This is a genomic window from Nonomuraea aurantiaca, from assembly GCF_020215705.1.
Lineage (GTDB): Bacteria > Actinomycetota > Actinomycetes > Streptosporangiales > Streptosporangiaceae > Nonomuraea > Nonomuraea aurantiaca.
The window spans coordinates 228,139-244,646 of sequence record NZ_JAIWNB010000003.1 but is presented as its reverse complement, the minus strand read 5'-3'; the positions used below and the strand labels follow the sequence as shown (position 1 = coordinate 244,646).

Below are 16,508 nucleotides of genomic sequence, written 5' to 3'. Positions count from 1 at the left end.
CCGGCGCGCTCGTCGCGCGCCAGCCGGGCCAGGCTGTATACAGGGCGCGTGGAACTGGACCGGCTGGATCGTGACATCATCGCGGCGCTCGTCGACGACGCCCGCCAGACCTATGCGGAGATCGGGCAGCGGGTCGCCCTGAGCGCGTCGGCCGTGAAGCGCCGGGTCGACCGGCTGCGCGATGCCGGGGCGATCACCGGGTTCAGCGCCAGGGTGGCGCCGCAGGCGCTCGGCTGGACCACCGAGGCGTACGTCGAGCTGTTCTGCCAGGGCAAGACCAAGCCGTCCGACATCGCGCTGGCCGTGGCCAAGTGCCCGGAGGTTGTCGCGGCGGCCACGATCACCGGGGAGGCCGACGCGCTCGTGCACATCCGGGCCACGGACGTGCGGCACGTCGAGCGGGTGATCGAGCGGCTGGCAGCCGAGGCGTTCGTGGTGCGGACCAAGAGCTCGATCGTGCTGTCGCGGCTCGTCGACCTGCCGCCGGGAGCCATCCCCGAGGTCACTCCCACCAGCGGCGCCCTGCCGGAGTCGGACCCATTCGGGGGTTCTGTACCGGATGAGCGCAACAGAACGCAGGTCGGTGGTTGAGACTCGCAACAGACCCGCGCGTACACGCAATGTCAACCCCTTGGCCTGCGCAAACATAAATTTCTAGGCTGTCTTCGTCCCCTCCGGGGACATTTCCCGACGACCCCGACGGAGACCTGCATGCCCAAGCACTTCCTCATGTGCCGCCCGGAATACTTCACGGTCGAGTACGCGATCAACCCGTGGATGCATCCCGAGGCCGACACCGACCGCGATCTCGCGATCCGGCAGTGGGAGGGCCTCAAATCGGCTTACGAGAGCCTCGGGCACCAGGTCAGCCTCATCGATCCCGTCGAGGGGCTGCCGGACATGGTGTTCGCCGCGAACGGCGCCCTGGTCGTCGGCGGGCGCGTCTACGGCGCCAGGTTCGCCTTCCCGGAGCGGGCCGCCGAAGGTCCGGCCTACCTGCGCTGGTTCGCCGAGAACGGCTTCCCGGTCAAGGAGCCGGTCCACGTCAACGAGGGCGAGGGCGACTTCCTCACGCTCGACGACGTCATCCTGGCCGGCACCGGCTTCCGTACGAACCTGGCGGCCCACCAGGAGGCGCAGGAGTTCACCGGCCGGCCGGTGATCTCGCTGACGCTGGTGGACCCGCGTTTCTACCACCTCGACACGGCGCTGTTCCCGATCGACGGCCGCAACGTCGCCTACTACCCCGCCGCCTTCTCCGAGGGCAGCCGCGCGGTGCTGGCCCGGCTGTTCCCGGACGCGGTGCTCGCGACCGACACCGACGCCGAGGTCCTCGGGTTGAACGCGGTCAGCGACGGCACCCACGTGGTGATCAACGCCGAGGCGGGCGACCTCCAGCTGGAGCTCAAGCGGCGCGGCTACGAGCCGATCCCCGTCGACCTGTCGGAGCTGCGCAAGGCAGGCGGCGGCCCGAAGTGCTGCACACTGGAGATCCGGGGGGAGAACTGAGATGAGCACCACCCAAGAGCTGATCGACGTGAGCGAGCGCCGTAGCGCGCACAACTACCACCCGCTGCCCGTGGTCATCCACGAGGCACACGGGGCGTGGGTGACCGACGTCGAGGGCAAGCGCTATCTGGACTGCCTGTCCGGCTACTCCTCGCTCAACTTCGGGCACAGCAATCCGAAGATCATCGGGGCGGCTCAGGAGCAGCTCAAGAACCTGACGCTGACCAGCCGGGCGTTCTACCACGACCAGTTCGCCACGTTCTGCGCCGGGCTCGGCGACCTCACCGGCAAGGACATGATCCTGCCGATGAACACCGGCGCCGAGGCCGTCGAGACCGCCGTCAAGGTCGCCCGCAAGTGGGGCTACGAGGTCAAGGGCGTCCGGCCGGAGCAGGCCAACATCATCGTGATGGAGGACAACTTCCACGGCCGCACGACCACGATCGTCAGTTTCTCCACCGACCCCGACGCCCGCGACAACTTCGGTCCCTACACCCCGGGCTTCCGGATCGTGAAGTACGGCTCGGTCGAGGCGATCAGGGAGGCCGTCGACGCCGACACGGTGGCGGTGCTGTTCGAGCCCATCCAGGGTGAGGCCGGGGTGCTGGTGCCGCCGGACGGCTACCTCACGCAGGTGCGGGAGCTGTGCACCGCCGAGGGGATCCTGATGATCGCCGACGAGATCCAGTCGGGTCTCGGGCGCACCGGCAAGACGTTCGCCTGTGACCACGAGGGCGTCGTGCCCGACATGTACGTCCTGGGCAAGGCCCTCGGCGGCGGCGTCGTACCGGTCTCGGCGATCGCCGCGAACAAGGACATCCTCGGCGTGATCAAGCCGGGCCAGCACGGCTCCACGTTCGGCGGCAACCCGCTGGCCTGCGCGGTCGGCAACGCGGTGATCGAGATCCTCAACACCGGCGAGTTCCAGGCCAGGGCGGCCGAGCTCGGCGAGGTGCTGCACGCGCGGCTGCGCGAGCTGATCGGCCACGGCGTGGTGACGGTGCGGGGGCGCGGCCTGTGGGCGGGCGTCGACATCGACCCGTCGCTGGCCAGTGGGCGCGAGCTGTCCAAGGCGCTGATGGCGCGCGGCGTGCTGGCCAAGGACACGCACGGCTCCACGATCCGGCTGGCGCCACCGATCGTGATCTCGGAGGAGGACCTGGTCTGGGCGGTCGACCAGCTCGCCGACGCCCTGGCCTCCTTCCGCCAGAGCTAGAGACCACATCCGGAAACAGGTACGGCCCGCGCATCCACCTCCGGGGCGCGGGCCGTACTGGATCAGCCGGTCTTCGTAGGAACGGGGGCCGGCGGCTCATCGGTCGGCCCGTCGGTCGGCTTGTAGATCGACCCGTCGCTCGGCACGTCAGACGGCCCGTCGCTCGGCACGTCAGACGGCCCGTCGCTCAGCAGGTCAGTCGCCTCGTCGGTGGGCAGGGCGGTCGGCTGTTCGGTGGAATCCGTCGTCGCGCCGGGCTGAGGCGTGCAGGAGTCGTCCCGCTCCACCTTGGGCGCGTGCTCCGGCAGCCGGTCCACGACACTCACCTTCAGCTGGGCCGTCAAGGCGAGCACGCTGTCCACCGGCGCGCCGGCGGCCTTGGCGTCTACGACCGTGTGCCGCTCCCCCAGCAGCATGTGCGTGTCCCGATCGAAGATCAGCTGCTCCAGGATCCCCTGCGACTCCCTGCCCAGCGCCACGCCCTGGCGCCCGGCGGAGTCCTCGACCCCGTCGGCCACCTGTACCCCCGGGATCTCCTTGGCCGCCTCGAACAGCGCGTCACGCTGCGCCTTGGGCATGTAGGTCTCCCTGACCAGGTCGCCCGCCGCGACGAACGCCGCCCGGTCGGCCTCCCCCTTGCCACCGGGCTGCCGCTTGTAGAGGAAGGACCGCATCAAGGCCGGGTCGGGCGGCAGCGTGCTCAGATAGGCGTGGTCGGTCCGGAAGGCCGCGAGCCGGGCCGGGCAGGAGGCGAGTTGCATCCAGCTCTCCCCCTTCCACTTCTGTGCCTCCTTGGGCAGCGGCTCGCCCGGCCACGGCTTGGGGGCGAGCCCCGCGATGAGCAGCAGGCCGTCCGCGCTGGCATCGGCCGACTGCCAGATCTCGCGGTGCGTCCGGTAGAGATAGCGGGTCATCTTGCCGTTGGCCTGCGAGAACGAGCTGTACATCGTGTCGGACGCGACCATGATGAACTGCCCTGGCTTGGGCCGCAGGTCACCGTCCAACACGGCCGCCGACTGGGTGGCGGCCGACTGGGCGGCCGACGTGGCCACTCCCAGCTTCGGCTGTTGCGCCGACAGGGCCACGGCCACGCCCCCGACAAGAGCGACCGTCACCCCGAACGCGGCCGCAGCCTGCCAGCCCAGCTTCGGAAAGCGGAACCCGCGCCCCTCGCGGGCCTCGCGCAGCAACCGGTCACGCGCCTTCGCGCGGGCCTCCGCCGGATACGGCGGAGCGGCCGGCCTTCCGTCCGCGAACGTCCGGATCTCGTCATCCATGCTGGGGCTCCTCTGCGAAGGGGTCGATGCCGCCGAGAGCCCTGCGTACCTTGACGCGGAGCCGGTGCAGCCTGGACCGGACCGTGCCCACCGGCACGCCCAGCGCGAGCGCCGCGTCCTCGTACGTCAGGTCCGCCCACGCCACCAGCAGCAGCAGGTCGCGCTCCGCCGCGCTGAGCCTGGTCAGCGCCCGCGCCAGCCTGGGCTGGAGCTGCTCGGCGGTGACCCGGTCCGCGCTGCGGTCGTCGAACGAGCCCGGCCGTTCCGCGCCCACCTTCGACATCGCGTGAATGCGTCGCCGCTCCGCCCTGCGATGTTGGGCGACGACCTTGGTGGCGATGCCGTACAGCCACGGCCTGGCGTCCGGCCACGTGCGGTCATAGCGCGCCCGGACGCGGAAGGCGACCAGGAACACCTCGCCCGTCACGTCCTCGGCCGGCTCGGCACCGAGCCGCCTGGCCGCGTACCGGTGGATCTCGTCGGCATGCCGGTCGAACAGCACCGCGAAACGTTCCGGATCAATCACCGACTGCGCGATCAGCGCCGAGTCGTCCAGCGTTTCAGGTTTCTCCTGAACACCCACCACGTGCCGGTCCTCTCTCATGCGGTCACCCTGTTGTTGACCGCACGCGGGACCTCGGTTCCACCTATTTCACGCTATTTCCACGCCGATCCGCCATTGAGGCGCCACGCCAGGAGGCCCTCCGAGGCCCGCTGGGCCGTGAAGCCGGCCGCGTCGAGCTCGGCGTCCAGCCGCTCCCTGCCGGGCCGGTGGCTGACGCTCACCACCTCGTCCTCGCTGATCAGCACCCCGCGCTGCCTGATCTGGTAGAGGAAGCGCCACCTGACGGTCTCGCCCGCCGCCTCAAGCACCTGTCCCCAGACCTCGTACGTGTGCCTGCCGACCTGGTACGACCCCATGCGCTCGAGCTCGCCCGGTACGGAAGGAGGTGGTTCGCGGTGGTTGAACACCAGCAGCCCGCCGGGTTCGAGCTGCCTGGCCAGGACCTCCCAGAGCCGCTCCCGCTCGGCGGCGTCGAAGCCCTGCAGGACCGAGATCATCACGATGGCCTCGACCGGCTCGTCGACCTCCACGTCGAGCGCGCCGCACGGCAGGACGGTCACGCGGGACAGCAGGTCGGCGCGCTCGGCCAGGCGGGAGACCAGGACCGAGCGCATGCCGAGCGACGGTTCGACGGCATAGATCTCCGCCGGCGTCTCCCACGCGATCAGCTCGGTGATCAGGCCGGTGCCGGCCCCGATCTCCATGATGCTCCGGCCGATGCCGCTGAGCAGCGGCGGGAGGAGCCTGCGTATCTCCGGGACGTGCCCGTCCTCGTGCCACAGGTCGTAGAAGGGCACGGCGACGGAGTACTGGTCATGGCACACAAAAGCCAATGATAACCGTTTTCATGGAATCCGTACAGAATCGATGTGCTTGACCGTGTCCCCGGATGATTCGTACCAGTCCAGTTCGCCGGGCAGGGTCAGCGTGGCCACGGCGTTCTGGAACCACGGCCCGGCGACGACCTCCCAGCGGAACGGCGGGCGCGGGATGCGGGCTAGCCGCGCCAGCAGCCCGCCGACCAGCGTGGCCAGGCCGAACTGGCTGAACACGTTGGCCCAGCGCAGCACCGGGCTGAGCGGGTTGCGGATCGGCGAGCAGACGACCTGGTAGATCGGCCGGCCGTTGACCTTGGCCAGGTAGGAGTAGTGCACGTCGCCGGACAGGACCAGCACCGGCTTGTCGACCTCGACCAGCAGCCGGGCCAGGTCCTCGAACGAGCGGCGGAAGGCCGCCCAGTGCTCCAGGTCGATCGCCTGCCGGACCCGCTCCGAGAGCCGCGCGACTAAGCGGCCCCACTTGCCGTCGCAGAGCGCCTCGTTCCAGTTCTGGACGAAGTGCACGCCCTCGGGCAGCAGGAACGGGATCGACGAGCCGATGACCAGCCGCTCGGCCGGCTTGGCGACCTCCTCCCGCAGCCAGGCCCACTCGACCGGGTCGAGCATTCGCCGGTCGCCCGGGGTGAGCTGCCTGGCGCACCGGGTGTCGACCATGATCAGGCGGGTGTCGCCGAGCTCGCGGGAGTAGCTCCACCGGTTGCTGCTCGGGTCGGCGTCGGCCCGCTCGGCGAAGGCGTCGAGCGCGTCGCCGCCCTCGCCCTTCAGCAGGCTCGCCAGCAGCGCGTCGTCCGCCCGCTCGGCCGGCGACAGGTTGCCGAGGTGCTGGTAGACCCAGTAGGCGCCGAGCCCGGCGATCACCCGGCGCTTCCACCAGGAGGTCGCGGCCATCTGCTCGCGCCACGTCTGGGAGGTGTTCCAGTCGTCGCGCAGGTCGTGGTCGTCGAAGATCATCGCGGTGGGCACGGTGGAGAGCGCCCACCGGATCTCCGGCTCGGTCCACGCCTGGCGGTAGAGCTCGGCGTACTCCTCGAAGTCGGCGATCTCCTTCTGCGGCTCGCTGTCCCTGCGCTCGGCGATGAACTTCAGCATCTCGGGCGACGGGTTGTCGGCGTAGACCTGATCGCCGAGGAGCAGCAGCAGGTCCGGCCACTCCTCGGGGCCGGCGTCCTTGAGGTGCGAGCCGTAGGAGCGCAGCACGTCCTCGCCGTGGGTCAGGACGTACGTGCCGTCGTGGGGCACGCTCGTCCGGCAGGAGCCGAAGGTCACCCTGCTCGGCCCCTCCGCCGGGAACAACCTGATCCGGCTGGGTTGCCAGCCTTCCAGCGGCCACACCTGCTCTTCCCCTATCTTGACCACGTACGAGTCGACACTCTCGGTCAGGCCGAGCAGATCGACGATCGCGTAGTGGTGTCCGTGGACGGTGAACGTGGACGAGGTGAAGGCCCGGCCCGCGGCCTCCACGGTGACCACGCCGGGTTCGCCGATCTCCACCCAGATCGAGGCGCTGGCAGAATCGACGTAACGCAGCATGGGCCCGACGACCAGTGCGGGCATCAGTCCCCCAGATTCGACAGTTCGGCACACTTGCCGGGGCAAGCCTGCCAGAGTGGCGCGTTTGCAGCATCCCGCTCAGCACATGTAATTGATGACAGCAGATCACCTGAGATACGGCAATCCGAAAACCATAGGCAGCGATAAACGCCGCGCTCTAGGATGATCGTGACACGAACGCCCAAACAAGGCAGGCAATGGCGCCTGCCTCAGCTACCGGGCGTAGACAACAGGAGGACTCCCTTCCATGACCGTCATGGTGCCGTCAAGGACGCCGGCCCTGATCACACCTGGCCGCCAGGCCCTCGATTCGGCTCTCCACCAGCTGGACCAGGCCGCCGAACATCTCCGGCTCGACGCCGGGCTCCGCACGATGCTCGCCACACCGCGCCGCTCGCTGACCGTCTCGGTCCCCGTGCGCCGCGAGGACGGGCGCATGGACGTCGTCCAGGGCTTCCGGGTCCAGCACAACGTCTCACGCGGGCCCGCCAAGGGCGGCCTCCGCTTCCACCCGAGCACCGACATCCACGAGGTCACCGCGCTGGCGATGTGGATGACGTGGAAGTGCGCGCTGGTCGGCATCCCGTACGGCGGCGCCAAGGGCGGCGTGGCCGTGGACCCGGTCGAGCTGACCCAGCGTGAGCTGGAGCGCGTGACCCGCCGCTACGTCAACGAGATCCTGCCCATGATCGGCCCGGAGAAGGACATTCCGGCCCCCGATGTCGGCACCGACGAGCAGACCATGGCCTGGATCATGGACACCTACAGCGTCAACACCGGCTACGCGCTGCCCGGCGTGGTCACCGGCAAGCCACTGACGCTGGGCGGCTCGCTCGGCCGGACCGGCTCGACCTCGCGCGGCGTCCAGATCGCCGCCATGTGCGCGCTCGGCCGCTCGCCCGAAGGCGTGACGGTGGCCGTCCAGGGCTTCGGCAAGGTGGGCGCCCCGGCAGCGCAATACCTCTCCGACGCCGGCTGCACGGTGGTCGCCGTGTCCGACGCGACGGGCGCGGTGTACGCCCCTGGCGGGCTCGACATCGCCGACCTACGCGCCTGGGCCGCCGAGTCGGGCGGCGTGTCCGGCTACCGCCACGCGGACGCCCTGGACCACGCCGAGCTGTTCGAGCTGGACGTGGACGTGCTGGTGCCCGCGGCCCTGGAGGGGGCGATCACCGCCGAGAACGCGCCGCGCATCCGCGCCCGCCTGATCGTGGAGGGCGCCAACGGGCCCACCACGCCGGAGGCGGACGAGATCCTGGCCGCGGGCGGCACGATCGTGGTGCCCGACATCCTGGCCAACGCGGGCGGGGTGATCGTGTCCTACCTGGAGTGGGTGCAGAACATGCAGGCCTACTCCTGGAGTGGCGGCGAGGTGGAGCTGAAGCTGCGCGAGCTGATGGAGAGCGCCTACGCCGAGGTACGCTCGCTGGCCACCGCCCGCGACCTCACCCTGCGGCAGGCGGCGCACGTCATCGGCGTCGGCCGGGTGGCGGAGGCGCACCAGATGCGCGGCCTCTACCCGTGATGGCGTGAACTTTAGTAGGCCCTGAGGTAGCCCTAGGTTCGATGCCCGTGCCTCCACCGACTCGCCAGGGTGGAGGCATGAGGGGATTTCTGGGAGTTGTCGTGGTCATCCAGGGGTTGGGGGGATTCGTGGCGCGGGTCTTCTTCGACACCGAATGGGGCCTGCTGCGCAGGTGGTTCGACATCCCGACCCCCGTCTATCTCGCGATCGCGGCAGCCGGCGTCGCCCTGCTCATCTGGAGCGACCAGGACCGCGAGAAGGGCTAGCGACCCTCATAGAGGCGGTAGGTGGCCAGGATGTTCAGCCCTCCAGGTAGCCGACGAGCGCGTCGATGGCCGCGGGCCCGTCACCCATCGGGCCGTGACCCGGGACGATCGTGTCCAGCTCGGGCAGCGCCTCGCGCATCCGGCGCAGCGAGGCCAGGTAGGGCTCGGGTCCGCCCTGCAACAGCATGTGAGCGGTGCCAGCGTGGCAGAGGAAGTTGCCGGTCCACGCGGTGCGGGTGTCGGGGACGTAGACGACGGTGTCGCCGGGGCCGTTGCCCGGTCCGAAGTGGTGGAGCTGGACCAGCCGCCCGCCCAGGTCGATCTCGGCGTAGGAGTCGAACACCACGTCAGGGGTGCGCCACCGGCTCACCTCGGCGGGGAACGCCGCGTTCCCGGCCGTGTGGTCGCCGTGATACGTGGTGTTGCATCGAGCGGGCGCTGGCCGGCCTGACGGAGGTGTTCGCCCGCTGGCTGGCCGAGGGGCGGGTGCGCGACGATCTGGGGTCGCCGGACGATCTCGCGTACTCGCTGCTGGGCCCGATAGCGCACGCCCGCGTGCTGTGGCTGCACGACGGGGCCACGCCGGAGCAGCGCGAGCGGGCCCGGCGGCGGATGACGGCGCACGCCGCCCTGTTCGCCCGCGCGATCATGCCCTGCTCCCAGCGTTCAGCCCACGGTTAGGTAAACCTTCATGTCGCAGGTCAGAGGGCTGATGATCATCGGCCTAGAGTGTACGGGTGCTCAGGATGGTGCTCTCTTTGGCCCTGCTCGATCCGACCGGCCTCGCGGAGGTGCCCCAGCGATCGGTGCCTGCCCGCAGGGTGCTGACACCGGACGGCGACCGCCTGGGGTACGCGCTGGTCCCCCGCCCCTATACCGGCGTGCAACGGCTCATCGGGGTGCTGCTCGGGCGTGATCCGGCCAGCCGGACGACCGTGATGTGCGGCGGCACGGTGATCAGGTCGCGCAGCCGGAGCCTGGTGCTGACGGCCGCGCACTGCCTCTACCACGACGGCCGGCCGCTGCGGCAGATGGTCTTCCTGCCGGGCTTCGACCAGGGCCGGCCGCCGTTCGGGGTCTGGCCGGCCGTGCGGACCTGGGTGCCCGATCAGTGGCGGGGCCGACCGTACTCCGCCGAGCTGCTGCCGTACGACGTCGGGCTGGTCGGGGTGATGCGGCGCGGCGGCACGCTGGAGGACGCGACCGGGCCCGGACTGCGCCCGCTGGCCACCCGCAGGGGTACGCCGCTGCGCGGGCTCGACCTGCTAGGTTACCCGGCGGGGCGGCGGTATCCCGGCACCCGGATGTACCACTGCCTGGGGGACGCCAAAGAGGCCACCGCTCAGGGGCCGGGCGTGCTGGTGACCCAGAACTGCCACGCCCCGGCCGGTGGCAGCGGCGGTCCGGCCGTGTACGGGGAGCAGGTGGCGGGGGTCGTGTCGTCCTCCAGCCCGATGAGCGACGCGGCCGGGTTCACCGTGCTGGCCCGGCTCGGCGGCCGGCCGTTCAGCCGGTTGCTGGCCGGCGCCGACACCTGGATGCGCCACAGGCAGCGCCCGTGACGCCGGGGGCCGGTCAGGAGGCGTTCGCGACGATGTCCTCGCAGATGGCGTGGCTGATCAGCGCGTCGTCCGCGCTGATCGTGCGGCCGTCGCGGACCGCGGCGAGGAACTCCAGGCAGATGCGCTCGATACCGCGCTGCCGGGCGACCGGGACCCAGTCGGGCCGCCTGGTGAGCGTCTCGCCGCCCGCGTAGTCGATCACGTCGCCCAGGTTGACCACCCGGCGCTTGATTCCGTCGCCCATGACCTCGCAGATCTCCTCCGTGGCCCCGCTGACGCGGTTCATGAGGCCGATGGCGGTGAAGCCGTCGCCGGTCAGCTCCAGCACGATGTGCTCGATCAGTCCGCCCTGGACGCGGGTCCTGATCCGGGTCCCGGTGACCTCGCCGGGCGCGAGGAAGCGGAGCGTGTCGACCACGTGAATGAAGTCATCAAATATCGCCCGACGAGGCACATCAGGGTATTTTTCGCGGTTCTTCGCCATCAGAACGAGGTGTCGAGGAAGGGCGAGAAGTCCGGTGTATCCGGGGGCGTACCGGCGGTTGAAGCCGACCATCAGCGAGCGCCTCTTCGCCTTCGCCAGCCGTACGAGAGCCTCGCAGTCGGCCAGGTTGTCGGCGATCGGCTTGTCCACGTAGACGTGCACCCCGGCGTCGAGCAGCGGCTCGACGATCTCGCGGTGGGCGCCGGTGGCGGCGTGCACGAACGCGACCTCGACCCCGCTCTTGATCACGTCGTCCACCGAGGTGGACCGGGCGGCGATCCGGTAGGTGTCGCCGAGCCGATCCAGGGTCTCGCTGTCGCGTGTGCAGAGGTGCAGGTCGAGGTCCGGCTGGGCGGTGAGCACGGGCAGGTACGCCTTCTCCGCGATGTCGCCCAGGCCGATCATGGCTGTCTTCACGCCTCGAGCGTAGCCGCGAGCGCCTCGTCGATCGGCGTGGGCGCGACTCCGAACGTCCGCTGGAAGGCCGAGGAGTCCAGCTCGTACGGCGCGGTGAACTGGTAGCGCACGTGCTTCAGCTCCCTGACCATCGGCGAGAACAGACCCATCGCCTGGACCAGCGGCCACGGCAGCGTGGCCAGCTTGGGCGCGGGCCGCCCCTCGATGGCCGCCATCCGCTCACCGATCTGGCGGAAGCTGAGCGGGTCGCTGGTGGGCACGTGCCACGGCCGCCCCCAGGCCCGCTCGTCGGTGCCCGCGACGATCAGCGCGTCGGCCACGTCGGGCAGGTACGTCCAGCTGTGCGGCATGTCGGCGGGGAACACCAGCTGGATGGTCTTGCCCGCTCTGAACGGCACGAGGAACCGCCCGCCCAGATGCGACTGGTCGGTGGCGCCGGGGCCGAAGTAGTCGGAGCCGCGCACCTCGGTCGTCCGGATCCGGCCCGCACGGTGCGCGGCCAGCGCGTCGTTCCAGATCTTCGCCCGCACCTGAGCCTTCGGGGTGGCCGAGGCGAGCGGCAGGTCCTCGGTCATCGGGCCCTTGACCGGGCCGTAGGGGTAGAGGTTGCCCAGGATGACCAGCACCGCGCCCGTGGCCTCCGCGGCGCCGAGGAACGACTCGGCCATCGGCGGCCAGTCGGTCAGCCAGCGGTGGTATTGCGGGTTGACGCAGTTGTAGAGGACGTCGGCGCCCTTGGCGACCTCCGTCAGCCGTGCCATGTCGGCGACGTCGGCCGCCACCTTGTGGACCCCGGCGGGGCCGCTGCCCGAGCGGGTCACCACGGTGACCTCGTGCCCCTGGGCCAGGAGCTTGGTGGCCAGATGCGTGCCGACCTGGCCGGAACCCACCACGACGTGCTTACCCATGATCAGACCTGCTTCCAGACGATGCGGAGGACCGCGTTGAGGACGAAGAGTGCGGCGAAGACGGCGGCCGGCGCGACCCGGCCCGCGGCGTAGAGCGCCAGGGCGCCGCCGCCGAACCAGAGGATCTCCAGGGCGACCCTGGCCGGGCCGGTCAGCGGGATCGTGGCGTTGGCGCCACCGCCCGCACCGAACAGGGCCCAGGCGGCGATGAACAGCGCCACCCCGCCGAGTCCGGTGAGCAGCTTGATCGCCCAGTTGGGGCTCACCGTGAAGCCCCAGTACCCCACGGAGACCAGAACCCCAAGCTCCAGGAAGAACATCAGAGCCATGTTGGCTCCCTTGGCGATGCTCAGCATTTCAACCTCCGCGTGACTGCCGTTCGCTTACAAGAGCAATGCTCTCTCATCAGAGCGCCAATCGTCAAGAGCAGTGCTCTCGTTTTTTCTCAGTGCTCTGATATGGTCGGGACATGACTGCGAGCCGTACCGCGAGAGAACGTGTCAGGGCCGAGCTGACCAAGGAGATCACCGACATCGCCCGTCGCCAGCTGGCCACCGAGGGCGCGGGCGGGCTCTCCCTGCGCGCGGTGGCCCGCGAGATGGGCATGGTCTCGTCGGCCATCTACCGCTATTTCCCCAGCCGCGATGACCTGCTGACCGCCCTGATCATCGACGGTTACAACGCGCTCGGCGCGGCGGTGGAGCGCGCCGACGAGGACAGCCCGCCCGGCGACTTCGCGGGGCGCTGGCTGGCCGTCTGCCATGCCGTACGCGAGTGGGCGCTGGCCCATCCGCACGAGTACACGCTGCTGTACGGCTCCCCGGTGCCCGGCTACCAGGCGCCGGAGGAGACGATCGCGGCCAGGGTGCGGGATGTGGCGGTGTTCGGCCGGATCCTCGCGCAGGCGTACGAGGCGGGCGCGCTGGCCCCGCCCGACCTCGCCCCGCCCGCCCCCGCCACGCTGTCGGCGGACGCGGCGAACCTGCGCCAGATCATGCCCGGAGTCCCCGACGACCTGATCTTTCGTGGTCTCACCGCGTGGACCGGCCTGTACGGATGGGTCAGCTTCGAGGTGTTCGGCCAGTTCGAGAACACGATCCAAGACAAGCGTGGGAGCTTCGAGCAGTCGGTGCGCACGTTGGGCGCGCTGCTGGGCCTCAAGCCCGCGTGAACGCTTTGCCTGCCCACCTGCCCACCTGCCCGCCTACCTGCCGGGCTCAGGCTCGGGTGAAGAGCGGGACCATGACCTCGTCGGCGATCTGCACGAGAAGCTCGTCCGGGATGGGCAGGCCCTGGAAAAGGAAGTGCTGCCGGAGCAGCGCCTGACCGGCGTCGAGCCGGCGCGGGGTCACGTCCTCGGGGGCGACCTCGCCACGCTCGACCGCCCGGCGGACGATCTCCCGCATCAGCCGCCTGCCGGTGCCCTGCGAGTTCTCCCGGAACGTGGCGGCCCGCGACTCATCGCCCAGCGCCTCGCTGAGCAGCCCGCGCATCGCCTCACCCGCGGGACCGGCCAGCGCCTCGGCCGTCCGCCGCAACGCCGCCAGTATGTCGCCGCGCAGGCTGCCCGTGTCGGGGACGGACAGCGCGTCGGGCAGTACGTGATAGACGGCGTCCATGACCAGCTCGATGCGGGTGGGCCAGCGCCGGTAGAGCGAGGCCTTGCTGGCCTTGGCCCGCTCGGCGACGCGCTCCATGGTCAGCCGGGCGTAGCCGACCTCGGCGAGTTCGGCGAGGGTCGCCTGATAGATGGCGACGTTGAGCGCCTCGCCGCGCCGCCGCGGCAGCTTGCGGTGGTCGGTGACCATGACAGGCATCCTATGAGGCCGCGGTGACCGTGCCCGCGCCGTCATCTGAGACCGGGGCCACCACACCCCCGTCAGAGACCGCGGCGGCCGCATCCCCGCCAGGGTCGGAGGCGGCCGCATCCCCGCTTGAGTGGGCGATGACGACGGTGCCCGCGTCCCCGTCGACGGTTACCACCTGCCCGTCGACCAGCGTGGACGTGCCTCCCGCCGTACCCATGACGGCCGGGATGCCGTACTCCCTGGCGACGATCGCGGCGTGCGAGGCGGCGCTTCCGGTGTCAACGACGACGGCCGCCGCACGCTGGAACAGCGGGGTCCACGACGGGTTGGTGTAGGGGCAGACGAGCACGTCCCCGCTCGTCAGGCTGCCGAACTCGGCCGGATCCCGGATGACCTTGACCGGCCCGGTGGCACTCCCGCCGCCCGCGGGCGTCCCGGTCACGATCGCGGTGCCCGCGTCGCGGACGGGGAAGATCGCCCGCGGGTCGATGAGCCGCACACCCGAGAGCTCCTCCCGCTTGGCCGCCCGTTGCTGAACGGCCGCCCGCAGCTCGTCGAGGCACTCGTCGGAGGCGGCCAGGTCCTTGATCGACTCCAGCTCCTCCAACCGCAGGTGGAAGACGTCCTCGGGCCGCTGGAGCACGGCCGCGTCACGCAGCCGCGCCCCGATCTCCAACAGCGACCGGCGCAGAATGGGCAGCGGGAGCGTGAAGTAGAAGTGGCTGTCCTCGCGGAACGCGTGACCGGCGCGAGCCGCCTCGACCCAGCGCACGACCCGAGCCCTCCGGCGCCCGGCCCGCAGCAGGGGGTGCCGGAGCAGCCGCTCGACCGCTCCGCCCACTCCCACGGCCACCCCGTCCACGGCGGGCGCTGGAGTGGGCGGCTTGGACGCGAGCACCCTGATCGTTCCGAGGACGATTTCCGGGGCCTCGCCCCAGGTAGGCGGGGTGACCAGAATCGGAGTCACCGTCTCCCGGTGCCCGTATTCGGCGAAGAAGTCGCGTAGCTTCGCGGCGAAGCCAGAGGGCATCGGATCCGCGTCGAGCGCTCCGGTCGCCCGAGCTTCCTCGGCCAGCGCCTCCAGCGCCTGGTTGGCGTCCGAGGTACGGGTGCGCGCGCCGGTCATCAACTCGCCGAACAGCGCGCCGCGACGCAGCAGCTTGACCGCCATCAGCAGCCGCAACAGGGCGAGCCCGGTGCCGGGCAGGTAGTCGGTGCGCAGGTCCGTCACCGGCTGGACCAGGTCCAGTGCCTGTCTGGGGACGCGAATCAGCTCCGGCCAGGGCATCGAGCCCATGTCACGGGCCGCCAGCTCGCGGTTCGCGGCGAGGAAGGTCTGGAAGCGCGGATCCTCCGTCCACCGGGCGGGGTCGTAGCGCCTGGCCCGCCGGACGAGCCGGAACGGGATGGCCATCAGACCGGCCGTCACCCGCGGAGAGCGTGGCACCAACCGGTAGACGACACCGTCCTCCTCCTGCAGAAAGTCCTCGAACACCCCTTTGATGCCAAAGGCCGCCGCGACCTTGGCCATCATGCCCGCCGGACCGTACGGCAGCCAGGTCGTCATATCGATCGGATAAGGGCGTACGGGCAGATACTCGAGCAGGACGCTGCCGACCTTACGCTGGACCGGGTTGAGCGACCCCACGGGCGCCGGCGGGAGCGCGGTCATGGGACGGGCCTGGACCAGGCTCACCCGGCCGCCCGCGTACGCCCACTCGATGTCCTGCGGGCGGCCGAACCGAGCCGCAACCTCGCTCGCCAGCCGGGCCAGCTCAGCGAGCGCCGCGCGGGGCAGCGCCTCGCCGGTGGCGGAGTCTCCGGTCTCGTGTACGACGCCGCCGCCGGCCGTACCGCGGATGACCACCTCGCGACGGCCCGGCGTGAAGGAGGTGACCCGCCCCGAGACGTCGAGCACGTAGTGGTCGGGCGTGACGAGTCCCGAGACGACGGCCTCGCCCAGCCCCGTGCTCGCGTCCACGACGATCTGCGCGCGGTCGCCGGTGACCGGGTTCGCGGTGAACAGCACACCGGCCGCCTCCGACTGGACCATGCGCTGCACGACCACCGCGATGCGAACCTCGGCCGCGTCGACACCCCGCTTCTCGCGGTAGGCGACGGCCCGCTCGGTCCAGAGCGAGCCCCAGCACCGGCGGACCGCGTCGACCACCGCCTCCTCGCCCACGATGTTGAGGTAGGTGTCCTGCTGTCCGGCGAACGCCGCCCCCGGCAGATCCTCCGCGGTGGCGCTGGACCGAACCGCCACGGGCCCGCCGCCGAGCTCGGCATAGGCGCCGGCGATCGCCTCGCGCAGCTCCGGGGGGATCTCCACGTTCTCGAAGTACGTACGGGTGTCGTGCCCGTCGGCGACCAGTTCGTAGGCTGCGGTGGTTACGACGAAGCCGCCTGGGACGGGAAAGCCGTTCTTGACGAGCTCGCCCAGGTTGGCGCCTTTGCCGCCGGCCAGAGCCAGGTCGCCGCGGCCGAAGGCGTTCAGGGGTGCTACGAGTCTCATTGGACCTCCTCGATTTTCACTCGGTCCTCGTCGGCTTTCACTTGCTCCTGGTCGTCTTTCACTTGG

The 16,508-nt window shown here is 70.5% G+C and carries 18 protein-coding genes; 8 read left to right on the top strand and 10 right to left on the bottom strand.

The features are described 5' to 3' along the window. The first annotated feature begins 48 nt into the window (after positions 1 to 48). The 3 genes from LDL49_RS10655 to rocD all read left to right on the top strand — a co-directional run bounded on the left by LDL49_RS10655 (position 49) and on the right by rocD (position 2,725). Positions 49 to 591: an Lrp/AsnC family transcriptional regulator gene (locus LDL49_RS10655; protein ID WP_372470353.1), complete on the top strand. Its 543-nt coding sequence runs from the start codon at positions 49 to 51 to the stop codon at positions 589 to 591. A gap of 120 nt (positions 592 to 711) precedes the next feature. Further along, positions 712 to 1,509, top strand: a complete 798-nt coding sequence (gene ddaH, locus LDL49_RS10650) for a dimethylargininase (RefSeq protein WP_225290805.1) — start codon at positions 712 to 714, stop codon at positions 1,507 to 1,509. Between the two features lies 1 nt (position 1,510). Continuing rightward, positions 1,511 to 2,725, top strand: a complete 1,215-nt coding sequence (gene rocD, locus LDL49_RS10645) for an ornithine--oxo-acid transaminase (RefSeq protein WP_225290804.1) — start codon at positions 1,511 to 1,513, stop codon at positions 2,723 to 2,725. 62 nt (positions 2,726 to 2,787) lie between these two features. Here the strand turns inward: rocD and LDL49_RS10640 are convergent, their stop codons facing one another. The 4 genes from LDL49_RS10640 to LDL49_RS10625 are packed head-to-tail and all read right to left on the bottom strand — an operon-like array spanning position 2,788 to position 6,960. Further along, positions 2,788 to 4,002: a CU044_5270 family protein gene (locus LDL49_RS10640; RefSeq protein WP_225290803.1), complete on the bottom strand. Its 1,215-nt coding sequence runs from the start codon at positions 4,000 to 4,002 to the stop codon at positions 2,788 to 2,790. Beyond that, entirely contained in the window at positions 3,995 to 4,606 is a 612-nt protein-coding gene (locus LDL49_RS10635) for an RNA polymerase sigma factor (protein WP_225290802.1), read from the bottom strand. The genes LDL49_RS10640 and LDL49_RS10635 overlap by 8 nt, the downstream gene beginning before the upstream one ends. 53 nt (positions 4,607 to 4,659) lie before the next feature. Further along, positions 4,660 to 5,391 (bottom strand): class I SAM-dependent methyltransferase, encoded by a 732-nt coding sequence (locus tag LDL49_RS10630; RefSeq protein ID WP_225290801.1) that lies wholly within the window; start codon positions 5,389 to 5,391, stop codon positions 4,660 to 4,662. Between the two features lie 21 nt (positions 5,392 to 5,412). Then, positions 5,413 to 6,960, bottom strand: coding sequence for an alkaline phosphatase D family protein (locus LDL49_RS10625; protein WP_225290800.1), 1,548 nt, complete (start codon positions 6,958 to 6,960; stop codon positions 5,413 to 5,415). Between the two features lie 244 nt (positions 6,961 to 7,204). Here LDL49_RS10625 and LDL49_RS10620 point away from each other — a divergent pair, with 244 nt between their 5' ends. After that, entirely contained in the window at positions 7,205 to 8,482 is a 1,278-nt protein-coding gene (locus tag LDL49_RS10620) for a Glu/Leu/Phe/Val family dehydrogenase (protein WP_225290799.1), read from the top strand. 77 nt (positions 8,483 to 8,559) lie between these two features. Beyond that, positions 8,560 to 8,748 (top strand): hypothetical protein, encoded by a 189-nt coding sequence (locus tag LDL49_RS10615; RefSeq protein WP_225290798.1) that lies wholly within the window; start codon positions 8,560 to 8,562, stop codon positions 8,746 to 8,748. Between the two features lie 34 nt (positions 8,749 to 8,782). Here the strand turns inward: LDL49_RS10615 and LDL49_RS10610 are convergent, their stop codons facing one another. Further along, positions 8,783 to 9,118 carry an MBL fold metallo-hydrolase gene (locus LDL49_RS10610; RefSeq protein ID WP_225290797.1) on the bottom strand — a complete coding sequence of 112 codons (336 nt, stop codon included), beginning with the start codon at positions 9,116 to 9,118 and terminating at the stop codon, positions 8,783 to 8,785. Positions 9,119 to 9,204: 86 nt separating this feature from the next. On the opposite strand from LDL49_RS10610, the gene LDL49_RS10605 reads away from it, so the two are divergent. Then, positions 9,205 to 9,429, top strand: coding sequence for a hypothetical protein (locus LDL49_RS10605; protein WP_225290796.1), 225 nt, complete (start codon positions 9,205 to 9,207; stop codon positions 9,427 to 9,429). Positions 9,430 to 9,494: 65 nt separating this feature from the next. Next, positions 9,495 to 10,310, top strand: coding sequence for a trypsin-like serine peptidase (locus tag LDL49_RS10600; RefSeq protein WP_225290795.1), 816 nt, complete (start codon positions 9,495 to 9,497; stop codon positions 10,308 to 10,310). Between the two features lie 13 nt (positions 10,311 to 10,323). Here the strand turns inward: LDL49_RS10600 and LDL49_RS10595 are convergent, their stop codons facing one another. The 3 genes from LDL49_RS10595 to LDL49_RS10585 are packed head-to-tail and all read right to left on the bottom strand — an operon-like array spanning position 10,324 to position 12,448. After that, complete coding sequence (locus LDL49_RS10595) at positions 10,324 to 11,211, bottom strand: Gfo/Idh/MocA family protein (RefSeq protein WP_225290794.1); 888 nt, start codon at positions 11,209 to 11,211, stop codon at positions 10,324 to 10,326. Further along, the gene (locus tag LDL49_RS10590) at positions 11,208 to 12,119 is read right to left on the bottom strand and encodes an NAD-dependent epimerase/dehydratase family protein (protein ID WP_225290793.1); all 912 of its coding nucleotides are present in this window, start codon (positions 12,117 to 12,119) and stop codon (positions 11,208 to 11,210) included. Before LDL49_RS10590 ends, LDL49_RS10595 begins: the two co-directional genes overlap by 4 nt. 2 nt (positions 12,120 to 12,121) lie before the next feature. Beyond that, positions 12,122 to 12,448 (bottom strand): YrdB family protein, encoded by a 327-nt coding sequence (locus LDL49_RS10585; protein ID WP_225290792.1) that lies wholly within the window; start codon positions 12,446 to 12,448, stop codon positions 12,122 to 12,124. Positions 12,449 to 12,588: 140 nt separating this feature from the next. On the opposite strand from LDL49_RS10585, the gene LDL49_RS10580 reads away from it, so the two are divergent. Then, positions 12,589 to 13,290: a TetR/AcrR family transcriptional regulator gene (locus tag LDL49_RS10580; protein WP_225290791.1), complete on the top strand. Its 702-nt coding sequence runs from the start codon at positions 12,589 to 12,591 to the stop codon at positions 13,288 to 13,290. Positions 13,291 to 13,336: 46 nt separating this feature from the next. Here the strand turns inward: LDL49_RS10580 and LDL49_RS10575 are convergent, their stop codons facing one another. Beyond that, a complete protein-coding gene (locus LDL49_RS10575; protein ID WP_225290790.1) occupies positions 13,337 to 13,936 on the bottom strand; it encodes a TetR/AcrR family transcriptional regulator in 600 nt (199 codons plus the stop codon). A 1-nt stretch (position 13,937) separates the two neighbouring features. Then, positions 13,938 to 16,442 (bottom strand): PEP/pyruvate-binding domain-containing protein, encoded by a 2,505-nt coding sequence (locus tag LDL49_RS10570; protein ID WP_225290789.1) that lies wholly within the window; start codon positions 16,440 to 16,442, stop codon positions 13,938 to 13,940. Between the last annotated feature and the right edge of the window lie 66 nt (positions 16,443 to 16,508).

What these genes read in the sequence shown, in the direction of transcription:
- ddaH (WP_225290805.1), top strand. Translation starts at nt 712, where the DNA reads ATGCCCAAGCACTTCCTCATGTGCCGCCCGGAATACTTCACGGTCGAG.
- LDL49_RS10575 (WP_225290790.1), bottom strand. Translation starts at nt 13,936, where the DNA reads ATGCCTGTCATGGTCACCGACCACCGCAAGCTGCCGCGGCGGCGCGGC.
- LDL49_RS10635 (WP_225290802.1), bottom strand. Translation starts at nt 4,606, where the DNA reads ATGAGAGAGGACCGGCACGTGGTGGGTGTTCAGGAGAAACCTGAAACG.
- LDL49_RS10570 (WP_225290789.1), bottom strand. Translation starts at nt 16,442, where the DNA reads ATGAGACTCGTAGCACCCCTGAACGCCTTCGGCCGCGGCGACCTGGCT.
- rocD (WP_225290804.1), top strand. Translation starts at nt 1,511, where the DNA reads ATGAGCACCACCCAAGAGCTGATCGACGTGAGCGAGCGCCGTAGCGCG.
- LDL49_RS10600 (WP_225290795.1), top strand. Translation starts at nt 9,495, where the DNA reads ATGGTGCTCTCTTTGGCCCTGCTCGATCCGACCGGCCTCGCGGAGGTG.
- LDL49_RS10625 (WP_225290800.1), bottom strand. Translation starts at nt 6,960, where the DNA reads ATGCCCGCACTGGTCGTCGGGCCCATGCTGCGTTACGTCGATTCTGCC.
- LDL49_RS10585 (WP_225290792.1), bottom strand. Translation starts at nt 12,448, where the DNA reads ATGGCTCTGATGTTCTTCCTGGAGCTTGGGGTTCTGGTCTCCGTGGGG.
- LDL49_RS10590 (WP_225290793.1), bottom strand. Translation starts at nt 12,119, where the DNA reads ATGGGTAAGCACGTCGTGGTGGGTTCCGGCCAGGTCGGCACGCATCTG.
- LDL49_RS10640 (WP_225290803.1), bottom strand. Translation starts at nt 4,002, where the DNA reads ATGGATGACGAGATCCGGACGTTCGCGGACGGAAGGCCGGCCGCTCCG.
- LDL49_RS10615 (WP_225290798.1), top strand. Translation starts at nt 8,560, where the DNA reads ATGAGGGGATTTCTGGGAGTTGTCGTGGTCATCCAGGGGTTGGGGGGA.
- LDL49_RS10620 (WP_225290799.1), top strand. Translation starts at nt 7,205, where the DNA reads ATGACCGTCATGGTGCCGTCAAGGACGCCGGCCCTGATCACACCTGGC.
- LDL49_RS10580 (WP_225290791.1), top strand. Translation starts at nt 12,589, where the DNA reads ATGACTGCGAGCCGTACCGCGAGAGAACGTGTCAGGGCCGAGCTGACC.